The following is an 11,931-nucleotide window of genomic DNA, read 5'->3' on the forward strand; positions in this document are numbered from 1 at the left end:
GTGCCGGACCGTACGGGAGGCCTGCCGGAGCGGGTGCGGTGAGCCGGCCGCTGCGTTGCGGAACCCGGGGCCGGGGCCGGTGCCGGTGCCGGTGACGGGCCCGGTGACGGCGGGCCCGCACCGCGTGGTCGCGCGAGTGGGTCAGGCGGTCGTGCCGGGCCGCTCCTCCTCCCCGAGCAGCCGGGTGCGGAACAGGTCGAGGACCGTGTCCAGCGCCTGCCGCGTGGGCTGGCCGGGTTCGTCGACGAGGTGTTCCGTCAGGACGGAGTGCGGCGGAAGAGCGCTGTCGGGGTTCGCGGCGGCGTCGTCCAGCTCGACGGCGACGAACGCGTCGCCGAGCTCGCGCCGCAGGTACGCGAACCGGTCCCCGGGTACCAGCCGGTCCCCCCGGAAGCGAAGCCCCAGCACCTGGAGCCCCTCGCGCTCGCAGCGCCGGCGGACGACGGCGAGTTCCCCGGGGCTGATGTCGATGGCGCCCGCGCGGCTCTTGGTGCAGGCCAGAGGAAGCGACGGCTGGGACAGCACCGGGGCGACGAGGCGTTCGTCCGTCGCCATGGCCAGGGCGAATCCACCGGTCAGGCACATGCCGACGGCGCCGACCCCGGGGCCGCCGCAGCGTTCGTGCTCGGCGGCGGCCAGCGCGCGCAGCCACCGCACGACACCCGAACTCCGTCCCGTGGCCAGCAGCGTGAACTCCCGGCTCACGCACACCTGCCACAGCGACGACGCCATGGTGCGGCCGAAGCCCGGCCAGCCGCGGGAGGTGGGATCCGCGTCAAGGCCGGGCGTGCCGAAGAGTACGGGGAGCACGGCCGTGCAGCCGGCCGCGGCCACGTGTTCGGCGAACTCGATGACCTTGGGGGTGATGCCCGGTATCTCCGCCATGATGATCACCGCGGGGCCCGTACCCCGGCGCAGCACCCGGCGGGTGGCGCCGTCGTGGGTGAACGTGCTCTGTGTGAATCCGGTCAGGTCGTGGTCCGCCACGTGCCTGCTCCCTCCGCCGACTCTCCTGGGCCACGAGCAAGTTACCGCTAAGTAGAGTCCGTGGGATGGGCGGGAGGCATGTTTTTCCGAGTGACTTCCGCCCGGGCCTGGACGGCTCCGGGAGGCGGGCCCAGGGTCGGCGTGGTCTCCTACCAGGAAGCAGGCCGCGTGCGCGGCAGCACGGATGTGGGCGGACCCATGAGCACATCTCAGTCGGAGCCGGGCGCGGGGGCCGGGCCGCCCGGAGCGGCGGTGCACCTTGGCCGCCACGCCGACTGGCTCGAACTCTTCTTCGACCTCGTCTTCGTCGCACTCGCCGCCCAGCTGTCGCACGGCCTCCACGGCGACCCCGGGCTGCGCGACTTCGCCGTGTTCCTGGCGCTCTACTTCCCGCCCTGGTGGCTGTGGGTCAACCTCACGGTGTCATCGAACCTCTTCGTCGACAACAGCCCCCGCCGCCGGCTGCTCATGCTGTTCGCCATGCTCTGCATCGCCGTCATGGCGGCAGCCGTCCCCGAGGCCGACACCGACCGCGGCTCCGTCTACGCCCTCGGCTACGCCGGCACCCGGCTCGTCCTCCTCGGCCTCTGGTGGCCCGCCACCCGCTTCCCCGAACCCGAGCGCGTGCCCCGCTGGCGCCCCCTCAGCTACTGCCTGGCGTCGGGCCTGCTGTGGGCGGGCTCCGCCGCGGTACCCGCACCCTGGCAGTACGTCGTCTGGGCGGGCCTGATCGCCGCCGAGATGGCGCTGCTGCTCACCTCGCGGGGCAGGGGCGTTCTCGGCAGCCTGGACACCGGGCACATCGTGGAACGGGTCGGGCTCTTCGTCATCATCGTGCTCGGCGAATCGGTGATCGCGCTCGTGACGTCCGCCGACCAGGTCTGGACCCTGCGGGCGGGACTCGTCGGCGTCCTCGGCTTCGTCCTGCTCGCCACGCTGTGGTGGTCGTACTTCGACTTCGGATCCACCGCGGCCGAGCTGATGCTCGGCTCCGCGCAGGGCCGCGAGGCCTACCTCCTGGCCCGCGACGTCGGCGGCTTCCTGCACTTCTTCGTGACCGCGGGCGTACTGTGCATGGCCGGCGGCCTGGCCACCGCCGTGGACGAGGCCGACCACGCACATCTGCCGACGGGCGCCGTATGGGCCCTGGGCGGCGGTCTGGCCCTCTACCACGCCGCCCACGCCGCCATCGCGCTGCGCTTCCACCGCCCCCTGGCCTCCGTCGCCGCCTGGGCCGTCCCGGGGATCGGCATCCCGCTCCTCGTCGTGTGGGCCGCCGGAGTACTCGCGCCCTGGCTGGTGGTGCTGCTCCTGTCCGCGGAGGCCTTCGCGCACCTCCTCTACGCCCGACACGTGCAGCGGCTCCGCATCGTGAGGTCCGCGGCCGACTGAAGCACTACCCGCCCTTCAGGCGACGGCCGACCTCCTCGGACACGCGGCGCTGCAGTTCGGCCAGTTCCGCGGCGCTGTAGGCGCCGAGGTCGCCGACGTCCCCGGGGGCCTTCCCGGTCTCGCCCTTCTTCTTCTGCTCCTCCTGGCGTTTGAGCTCCTGCTCCTCCGGCGATCCGGGAGTCGCGTACGCACACCGGATGAGCGCTCCGCCGGCCGCCTTCAGACAGGTCGGCTCACGGCCCGCGACCTGGCCCCTGCCCTCAACCCGGTACCGGATGTTCTGCTCGCTGCCGATGGTGGCCGTCCAGGTGCTGCCGCCGGTGGGAACGACCTCGAACACCATGTCGTCGTTGTAGCAGCAGACGTCCCGGTACTCGGCCTTGATCAGTGCGACGAGCGCCTTCGGTGACGACCACGTCGGATCGAGCCGGTGGACGGTCAGCGGGGCGAGCCCGCCGCCCCGATGCCGGGTCGGCACCGTCGACACGGCCACGACCGAGCTGGCCTCCCCCTGCGGCGTGAGCGGGGTGACGTACGCGCTGCTCCCGGACCCGTCGCGGTACTGCAGGGTGAACTCCGACTCGTTGCCGGCATTGGCGCCGTCCTCGGAGGCATCCCAGCCGCTGCGCTCGAACCACCAGTCGGTGAAGCTGCCGACCGCGGCGGTCGCCTCCCGCTGACGGGCCGCGAGGCTCAGCGGGTAGGACGGGCCGGGTACCGCGGTCGTGTCGGTGGTGATCGTGAGCTTCCCCGTCCGTCCGTCGTAGAGCGCGAGTCCCGCGGGCCGTTCGGTCACCACCAGGATCCCGGTCTGGCGTTTGAGGGGCACGACCACGATCGGTGCGTCGCCCGAGCAGGTCACGTAGGCGTCATCGGCCTCGAACCGGACCCAGCGCTTCTCGGCCGAGATCTTCCGGCCCAGATTGTGGTCGAACCAGCCCCCGATCCGCGCGTCCGCCACCCCCACGTCGAACGCGCAGCGCTGCTGGTTGCGGCTGTTGCCGCCGAGCGGGATGTCCTGCACGAGGCCGACTTCGTAACCGGCCAGCCAGCCGCGCCGTTCGACCAGAGTGGCGAACTTGTCGGAGTCGGGCAGGTAAGTGATGTCCGAGATCTCCCCGGTCACGTCGCCCAGGTGCGGAGCGGCCTGCGCCTTGCCGACCACGTACGGCGCCCGGGCGGCCAGCTCGGGCACCGGCTCGGACACGATCCGCACGTCGTCCATGTACGCGCGGTCCTGCAGGTACGCGCCGTAGACCAGCCACGCAACGGCAAGGCCCAGCCCGACGAGGGCGCCCAGACATCCGAAGGCCGCGGCCGTGTCCGACCCGCCCGAGTCCTGCCCCTTGCGCCGCCGCAGTCGCTTCACCGTCAGCCACGCCGTCGTGACGAGCGCCGTGAAGAGCAACGGCACGGCCAGCCAGGACACGATCTTCCGCAGCTCCCACACCAGGATCGTGGTGTAGTACGAGGCGTACCACAGTGCCAGACCCGCCAGGATCACGGGTATTCCCACGCGCAATGCCCGACCCATCAGCCCCCCCGATGTCAGCTCCCTCGATTCTGCACGGCGGGTCAGGGCATGTCAGCCAGTCGGTCCAAGCCCGCCTGCAGGGAAGCCCGTCGGGTCAGGCCGACGATGCTCCAGTCGCCTGCTGACATGATCGAGGCATGATCGGTGAACGGTCACGGCCTGGGGCCGTGAAGTATGTCCTCTTCGACGTCGACGGTACGTTGATCGATGCCGTCGACAATCAGCGCCGGGTCTGGCGGACGTGGGCGGAGCGATACGGGCTCGACCCCGACGAGGTCTACCAGGTTGCACTGCGGACCCGGCCGGTGGAGACCTTCGCACAGGTCGCCGCGGACCGGGACCCGCGGGAGTGTCTGGCCGCGCTGCACGAGCTGGAGGACGAGGACGTCCGGTCCGGTGTCTACGCGGCCTTCGACGGCGCCGCTGAGCTGCTGACCGCTCTGCCGCCGGGCCGCTGGGCGCTGGTGACGTCGAACTACGAGCACCGGGTGCGCGGCCGCTTCGACCGGACCGGCCTGCCGGTCCCGGAGGTCCTCGTGGACGCGGCCGCCGTCGAGGAAGGCAAGCCGTCACCGGTGCCTTATCTCCACGCCGCCGCGCGACTCGGCGCCGAACCGAAGGACTGTCTCGTCGTCGAGGACGCTCCTTCCGGGGTGCGGTCCGGGCTCAGTGCGGGAATGACCGTGTGGGGGGTCAACGCGCCCGTAGCCGTGGACGGTGTGCACCGTCACTTCGGCAGCCTGCGCGAGGCGGTCCGCGACATCCTCGCCTTCACGTCCGGCTTCCACCCGGGGCAGCCGTCCTGCCGGGCCGACGGCAGCGGGGGCGCGTAGGGTGTCCGGATGATCGCAACGCCAGAGGCCTTCACGCGGAGCACCGTCGAGCGCGAAGGGGAGGCCGGAGCGGCGTGGCTCGCCGAACTGCCGCGGGTGGTCGACGAGTTGCTGGGGCGCTGGGGATGCGTGCCGGACGGCGAGGTCATGCACGGGGGTGTCGGCGTCATCGTCCCGGTGCTGCGGCGAGGCGAGGGGGCCGCCGTGCTGAAGGTGTCCTTTCCGCACCCCGGCAACGTCCACGAGCCGGACGCGTTCGCGGCGTGGGGCGGGCGCGGAGCCGTGCTGCTGCACGAGCGTGACGACGAACGCTTCGCGATGCTGCTGGAGAGGGCCCGGACGTCGACCCTGGCCGAGGTCGAGGACGGCGACGAGGTGGTGGCGGTCGCCGGGCGGCTGAGCCGCCGGCTGGCCGTTCCCGCGCCGCCCGGTCTGCCCCGGCTACGGGAGCAGGCCGACGCCTGGGAGGAGCAGCTGCGCAGGGACGCCGGGGAGCTGGCGCACACGCTGTCGCCGTACGTGGTGGACGCCGCGGTGGCGACCGTCCGCGAGCTGGGCCGCGTCCAGCCCGACACCCTCATCCACGGCGACCTCCACGCCAGGAACATCCTGCGCGCCGACCGCGAGCCCTGGCTTGCCGTCGACCCCAAGGGCTACGTGGGGGACCCCGCTTACGACGGCGGCACCCTGCTCAAGTCGCGCGCGCTGGCACTCCTCGAAGCGGACGACCTGCGCAAGGCCGTCCACCGCGCCCTGGACGTCTTCGTCGAGGCCGCGGAACTCGATCGCGAACGCGCCCTGCGCTGGGCGCAGTTCCATGCCGTCCAGGCATCGTTCTGGGGCCGCCGCCACGGATTCCGTATCGCCCGCAGCGGGCCACGGCTGGACTGGATCACCGGATTCACCGACCACCTGGCGACGCTGCTCACGGATCCGACCGCCGTCTCTCAGTCTTCGTTCGCCGGCGACAGACCGAGGTCGTGACGCATGGCGGTTCTCATGGCCCGGAGCATGTACCAGACCTCGTTCTGGGCACTGGCCGCGGTCTCCATCGTCTCGCCGGGGTCCGGGGCACCTCGTTCGAGGCGTTTGATCTGGCCGTAGACGTTGTTCAGGGCCTGGTTGACGACGCCGGCCCGCATGAGCACGTCGTCGGAAGCGGTCATCTGTGCTTCGGAGTACCGATCGCGGTGGGCGTTCTTCGCCTCTTCGAGTGCCTGACTGTCGGATTCCTCCGCGCTGCGTTCTCCGAGGACGCGCAGGTGGCGGTTGAGTGCGGTGGTGAACTGCCGGGCATCGCGGTTGAGCTCCACATAGCAGGCGCGTCGGAGCGAACGGCTCTCGCGGATCTCTTCATAGCCGCGTACCAGTTCTATCTCCCGGCGCTTCGCGCGTTCGAGGCCGCGTTGGGTGAGCAGCGCTCCTCCGAGGGTTCCTGCGACGCCCGCCATCGCGATGACCACTGAACCGAGTTCCACCGATGTACTCCGTGAAGTCCTCCGGCCTCGTGCCCCCTGCACATGACCTGGACCGCCCATTTTGCCCGGGGCTCTGCGCAGCCGTTCGCGTTCCCCCCATCGCGAGGGAGGACGGCGCGCAGGAGCCGGCGTGGTGCCTTGGGATGCGGGCACCGTCGCGCTGAACAGGACTGGCCCGCGTGCAGTCCGGTCGTCGAAGAGCCCCTTGCCACGGGCCGACCGCACGATCACCCTCGTGGTCCTCGTGGTCCTCGTGGTCCTCTTGGTATCGGCGCGGGCCGACCGCACGGAGGCCGGGCGGGAACTCGCCGAGACCGAGGAAGATTACGCGCGCGGCCGCGGCCGCGCCCGCCGGGCGGATCGGCCGGAAGTCCGAGCCCCGGTGGGTGGAGGCCATGTCGATGCTCTGTGCGCTCGTGCTCGTGGGCGGGGTGTTCCTGCCCCGTACAGAACTGTTCGGCTGTCTCACCGTCACGGTCGCGGCGTTCACCGCCGCGCTCTGCGTCTCCCGTGAGACCGCCCACGCGGTCGCCGCTCGGCGCTGCGCCGCGCGCTGCTGACGGAACGCGGCAGGCGCTGGTACTCCCCTGTCCTGCACGACGGGTTCGTCGTTCTGCTGGTCCTGCCCCTGTGGGCAGTCCGTGCGGCGGCCGTCCAGCCCTGGGCCTGACCCTGTGTGCACCGCGGCTCCCGCCCAGGAGCCGCGGCACACCGTTGCAGCAGGTGCGTCGAGCTAGCCGCGGGACCAGTGGGCGCTGACGTGGTCGGTGCAGCGGTACATCGTCACGGCGGTGTGTTCGTCGTAGGGCTTGAGGTCCATGCACATGTAATTCCCGCGGTTCTGAATCGACCTCGATGTCAGGCGGTGCACCAAGGCTATCCGGAGGGAAAGGGATAAGTATTTCGATCGATCGAGTGGATTGTTTCCGTCGCTGTGCTGAATAAGCTTCAGGGAACGTATCTTCACCTGGCATTCTCTTCCGCGGGATTCGGCCACATGGTCCGGAACTGATAACTTGCCTGTCATGACCACGCCCCAGCCGCCCTACGGACCGCCCTTCCCTCCGCAGGGCGACGGGCAGCAATTCCCGCCCCAGCAGCAGCCGTACGGGCCGGTCCCGGGAACGCCCGGCTCCTATGCTCACCCGACGCAGTATCCGCACCCGTACCCGCACCCGTACCCGTACCCGGCCCCGTACCCGGCCCCGTACCCGCACCAGGCCCCGTACCCGGTGATGCCGCCGCCGCGCCGCAACCGCACCGGTCTTGTGGTGGGCGTGGTCGCCGCCGGTCTGGTCGCCCTCGGAGTGGTCGCAGCAGGAGTAAGGAGCCTCGCAGGCGGGTCCGGCTCAGGGTCCTTTCCCGCTGCCGAGTACAAGCTGACGGTCCCGAAGACACTGCTGGACGGCCAGTACGAACTGCAGTCGGACCAGTCGGCGGAGGCGAAGGAGGAAGCGGCCTCGGAGCGGGCGCGCGAGGCCCGGGGCGCGCGCAATTCTCAGCCCGTGATCGCCCAGTACGCCGGCGCCTCTGCCGCCGGAACGACGCTCACGGTCACCGGGGTGTACGGCCAGTTCAAGGACACCGAAGTCTCCCGGAACGGGCTCCTCTCCGGGGCCACCAAAGAGGAGGGCGTCGCCACCGCGGTGGCGGCCAAGGACGTGCGGCCGGCCGGTGCGGAGATGGCCGTGCGCTGCCAGGTCCTGGTGGTGACCGACGAGGGCGTGAAGTCCACGATGCCCATGTGCGCCTGGGGCGACGCGAACACCGCAGCCTGGGTGGCAGTGATCTCGCCCGAGATCGTCCGTCAGACACCGCGGTCCGTCGACCTGGAAAGCGTCGCGCGCACCACACTGAAGGTCCGCACCGAAATGCGCCGGCCACTCGGCAACTGAGTGACGTCCGTGCGCCGACGAGGAGATCACCGCAATGTCGTTGCCACGCATCGGAGTTGTCGTCGTCACGATGGGCACGCGCCCGCGAGAGCTGGACGCTCTGATCGCCTCCGTCATGGAACAGGACGTACCTCCCGCGCGGGTCGTCCTGGTCGGGAACGCGACTCCCCTCACCGACGTCTCGGCCGACGTGACGAAGGTCCCGCTCGAAGAGAACCTGGGTTGTCCCGGCGGCCGTAACGTCGGATTGAGTCTCTTGTGCGAGTCGGGCGAAGTGGACGTCGTCATCGAGCTGGACGATGACGGGCTGCTCATCGCCGACGACGTGTTCCGCAAGGTGCAGCAGCTGTATCTGGCCGATCCCGCGCTCGGGATCGTGTCGTTCCGCGTCGCCGACGAGTTCGGGAGGACCGAGCGGCGCTGGGTGCCCCGGCTGCGTGCCGGCGATCCGATGCGCCGGGGGCTGGTGACCGCGTTCCTCGGGGGCGGCCATGCCCTCTCGGTGCCGATGCTGCGCGAGATCGGCCTCTGGCCAGGACAGTTCTTCTTCGGCCATGAAGAGACCGACCTGGCCTGGCGGGCGATCGACGCCGGCTGGAAGATCCTCTACGAACCCGAGCTCGTGCTGCAACATCCGAAGACCTCCCCGGCCCGGCACGCGGTGTACTTCCGGAACACCGCGCGCAACCGCGTGTGGCTCGCGAAGCGCCGCCTGCCCTTCCCCCTGCTGCCGGTGTACCTGGGCGTATGGACGCTCCTGACCCTGGTCAGGATCGACTCCCTGCCCGGGCTGAAGTCCTGGACCGCCGGATTCGTCGAGGGCATCCGCACGTCGTGCGGCCCCCGCAAGCCGATGAAATGGCGCACGGTCTGGCGTTTGACCCGCCTCGGCCGGCCGCCGGTCGTCTGACGCACGCGGGACTCCGCACCGGTTGTCAGTGCCGGGTGGGAGACTGCCCGGCATGACCGAATCGAAGCCGAAGGCCGACCTTCTCCGTTACCTGCAAGTCGCCCGCGAGGCCCTGCTGTGGAAGCTCGACGGGCTCTCGGAGTACGACATCCGGCGTCCGCTGACGCCGACCGGCACGAATCTGCTGGGGCTGGTCAAGCACGTCGCCAGTGTGGAACTGGGCTATTTCGGGGAGACGTTCGGGCGGCCGTCCGGCGAGCCACTGCCCTGGTTCGCGGACGACGCCGAACCCAACGCGGACATGTGGGCCACTGCCGACGAGTCGCGCGAACAGGTCGTCGGGCTGTACCACCGGTCGTGGAAGCACTCCGACGAAACGATCGCGGCGCTGACGCTCGACGCGATCGGCCACGTGGCGTGGTGGCCCGAGGACCGGAGCGAGGTGACGCTGCACCAGATCCTGGTGCACATGATCGCCGAGACCCACCGGCACGCCGGGCACGCCGACATCGTCCGGGAGCTCATCGACGGGGTGGTCGGTCTGCGCGAAGGGAACGACAACATGCCGCCGGGCGACCAGTTGGCGTGGGAGAAGCACCGGCTCCGGCTCGAGCGAGCGGCCAAGGAAGTCGGTCACGGCTGATTCCGGCTCGGGTCCTGGCCGGAAACCGGTGCAGTGGGGCCGAGTCGCCACGGACGGCGGCCGATGCCCGCCCATTGTGCTGATCGTCACACCAGGCCGGCGGGCGGAGCGAAGGCTGTCCAAGCCGGTGACCTGAGACCCCGCGCGACGCGAACGGACCACTTCCTGCCACTAGTTGCGGGTGAACGGACGCGTTCGGCCTTCGAGACGCCGGTATGTGACGCGCCGCACAAGGGACTTGCCCCGATGGCGAAAGGAAGATTCGATCTTCCTGACGGCGTCGGGGCCTGACTGCCCGGCGCTGTGGAGCCGGTGAGATCCGCCGGCCGCGACAGAGCTACCCGGCGCCGGGAACCACGGCAGCCGATGAGGGGGATCCCTTGACCATGACCACCGAGTCCCATCGCCATCTGGGCACGGGCTTAGGCGTGGACAGCATCCGCTACGTCCATACCCTCGGCCCGCAGGGCACGAACCTGGAAGCCGCCGCCCATGAGTGGCTGCACCGGCGAGGCGTCGACGGGAAGGTCGAACTCCACGCGTCGCTGGAGGCGGCCCTCGACGCGGTACCCCACGACGGGGAGCACGCACTGGCCGCCTGCGCGGTTTATCCGGATCTGCACACGCTGACCTTCGGCAACCTGCACCGGTTGCGCATGGTCGACAGCTTCATCATGCCGACCCACAACATGGTCCTCGCGAGCGCGGGTGCGGACGATCCCCGTACCGTCTCCACGCACCCCGCCCCGGTCGGACTCGTCCCGGCGGATGCCGAGTCGCGGCTGGTGCTGAGCAACTCCCAGGCGGCCATAGACTGCGCGGCCGGCCGTACCGAGGGCTGCATCACGACCATCGTCGCCGCCGAGCGGCACGGCCTGCGTGTCCTGCGGGATTTCGGCCCGGTCCCCATGGTCTTCACCATCCACCACGTGCTCGCGATGGACGACGAGGCGGCCGGCCGACGTGAGACCCTCGGGGCGACGCTGTGACGACGAGCGCCCCCCTCACCGCCGCCCTGCGCGCCGAAGCGGCGGACCTCCACCGATCCCTCGTCCCCAAGGTGAACCGCTTCCGCCTGCGCCAGGCCGACGACGGAACGGTGCCGGAGCCGCAGGCCGCGGACCGGGAGCTGCTCCTCGCGATCCGGGACGAGGCGACCGCCTGGTACCGCCGTAACGACCGGGCCCACCAGGCCGATGCGCTCGTCGCCGACGTGGACGGATGGATCGCCGACGGCCTCGACAGCGCGCCCCACTTCGCCCGCTCCCGGGACGCGCTGCAGCCGCCCGCCGACGGCTCGCCGGTCTTCTTCCTGGCCCCCGCGCAGACCACCAACAGCGTGCCGCCGGTCGGCAAGCGGCTCGACTGCTTCTTCGCGCTGCGCAAGGAGCCCGACGCCCTGCCGGAACTGGCCACGACCTTCCCGCACCCCAAGAACAACTGCCAGTCGCTGGTCCTCATCACGGGCAGCGACGGCTTCGCCCACGGCAACTGCCTGGTGTTCTTCCCGGAGAACGTGGCCGCGCGCGACAAGGTCGACGAGCAGCCGTACGCGATGTTCTTCTACAACAAGATGCGGAAGATCCACGAGACGTACGCGCTCCCCGGCGCCGAGTCCGTCCTCACCGCCGAGTCCGTACCCCGGGCCTCGTCCGGGCTGGCCCCCGAGGTCTGCTACGAGGCCCGCGCGATCTGGGGATACCTGCACGACTCCATGCACTACCAGGGGCGTTGGCCGTTCGATCAGCACATCTCCCTGAAGATGAACTGGTTCGTCGGCCTCCTCGAAGAGACCAAGGTCGACGCCAAGACCGCCCTCGCCTGCGCGGGCGGCGGGGTGCCGTTCGCGCAGGAGCAGATCGACATGATCCTGCTGGAGCGGATCTTCCGCTATCCGCAGGCGGACGACGCCACCCGGAACTTCGACTCCGGGACGGGCGTCCTCCTCTACTCCTGGCTTCGCGCGCACGGCGCCCTGACCGGATCGCCCGAGACCGGCGGGCTGCTGCACTTCGACCGGGACAAGACCCTCGACGCCCTGAGCGCGTTCGTCACCACCGTCGAGGAACTCGAAGAGCAGGTCACCACCGATGACGAGTACCGGACCGCGGCCAAGGCACTCGTCCGTACCTACCTGCCCGAGGGTGAGGTGAAGCAGCGGTTCCGCTTCACCGAGGACCAGAGCGTGCTGCTGCGGGCCAAGCAGCCGCTGGCGGCGCTGCCGCCGCTGCGGTTCGCAGAAGCCGAGTGGTGACACCC

At 70.5% G+C, this 11,931-nt stretch carries 12 protein-coding genes; 9 read left to right on the top strand and 3 right to left on the bottom strand.

The window, feature by feature from the left end; translation table 11 throughout:
- Positions 1–141: 141 nt before the first annotated feature.
- Positions 142–987 (bottom strand): dienelactone hydrolase family protein, encoded by an 846-nt coding sequence (locus ACFYOB_RS26815; RefSeq protein WP_388563581.1) that lies wholly within the window; start codon positions 985–987, stop codon positions 142–144.
- 198 nt (positions 988–1,185) lie between these two features.
- On the opposite strand from ACFYOB_RS26815, the gene ACFYOB_RS26820 reads away from it, so the two are divergent.
- Positions 1,186–2,379: a low temperature requirement protein A gene (locus tag ACFYOB_RS26820; protein ID WP_388563583.1), complete on the top strand. Its 1,194-nt coding sequence runs from the start codon at positions 1,186–1,188 to the stop codon at positions 2,377–2,379.
- Between the two features lie 4 nt (positions 2,380–2,383).
- Here ACFYOB_RS26820 and ACFYOB_RS26825 read toward each other — a convergent pair whose 3' ends face one another.
- A complete protein-coding gene (locus tag ACFYOB_RS26825) occupies positions 2,384–3,883 on the bottom strand; it encodes a hypothetical protein (protein ID WP_388563585.1) in 1,500 nt (499 codons plus the stop codon).
- Between the two features lie 167 nt (positions 3,884–4,050).
- On the opposite strand from ACFYOB_RS26825, the gene ACFYOB_RS26830 reads away from it, so the two are divergent.
- Positions 4,051–4,746, top strand: a complete 696-nt coding sequence (locus ACFYOB_RS26830; RefSeq protein WP_388563587.1) for an HAD family hydrolase — start codon at positions 4,051–4,053, stop codon at positions 4,744–4,746.
- A gap of 9 nt (positions 4,747–4,755) precedes the next feature.
- Positions 4,756–5,730 (top strand): aminoglycoside phosphotransferase family protein, encoded by a 975-nt coding sequence (locus ACFYOB_RS26835; protein WP_388563589.1) that lies wholly within the window; start codon positions 4,756–4,758, stop codon positions 5,728–5,730.
- Here the strand turns inward: ACFYOB_RS26835 and ACFYOB_RS26840 are convergent.
- Positions 5,694–6,209, bottom strand: coding sequence for a hypothetical protein (locus tag ACFYOB_RS26840; protein WP_388563591.1), 516 nt, complete (start codon positions 6,207–6,209; stop codon positions 5,694–5,696). The two genes, ACFYOB_RS26835 and ACFYOB_RS26840, sit on opposite strands and share 37 nt — an antisense overlap.
- 410 nt (positions 6,210–6,619) lie before the next feature.
- Here ACFYOB_RS26840 and ACFYOB_RS26845 point away from each other — a divergent pair, with 410 nt between their 5' ends.
- From ACFYOB_RS26845 to ACFYOB_RS26870, 6 genes are all read left to right on the top strand, one after another.
- Positions 6,620–6,784: a hypothetical protein gene (locus tag ACFYOB_RS26845; protein ID WP_388563593.1), complete on the top strand. Its 165-nt coding sequence runs from the start codon at positions 6,620–6,622 to the stop codon at positions 6,782–6,784.
- 465 nt (positions 6,785–7,249) lie between these two features.
- On the top strand, positions 7,250–8,119 hold the full coding sequence (locus ACFYOB_RS26850; protein WP_388563595.1) for a hypothetical protein: 870 nt from the start codon (positions 7,250–7,252) through the stop codon (positions 8,117–8,119).
- Between the two features lie 34 nt (positions 8,120–8,153).
- A complete protein-coding gene (locus tag ACFYOB_RS26855) occupies positions 8,154–9,029 on the top strand; it encodes a glycosyltransferase family 2 protein (RefSeq protein ID WP_388563597.1) in 876 nt (291 codons plus the stop codon).
- 52 nt (positions 9,030–9,081) lie between these two features.
- Positions 9,082–9,672, top strand: a complete 591-nt coding sequence (locus tag ACFYOB_RS26860; RefSeq protein WP_388563599.1) for a DinB family protein — start codon at positions 9,082–9,084, stop codon at positions 9,670–9,672.
- Between the two features lie 386 nt (positions 9,673–10,058).
- Positions 10,059–10,661, top strand: a complete 603-nt coding sequence (locus ACFYOB_RS26865) for a bacilysin biosynthesis protein BacA (protein ID WP_388563867.1) — start codon at positions 10,059–10,061, stop codon at positions 10,659–10,661.
- A complete protein-coding gene (locus tag ACFYOB_RS26870; protein ID WP_388563601.1) occupies positions 10,658–11,926 on the top strand; it encodes a DUF6421 family protein in 1,269 nt (422 codons plus the stop codon). Before ACFYOB_RS26865 ends, ACFYOB_RS26870 begins: the two co-directional genes overlap by 4 nt.
- Positions 11,927–11,931 lie beyond the last annotated feature (5 nt).

The organism is Streptomyces sp. NPDC006463 (assembly GCF_042870715.1).
GTDB lineage: Bacteria > Actinomycetota > Actinomycetes > Streptomycetales > Streptomycetaceae > Streptomyces.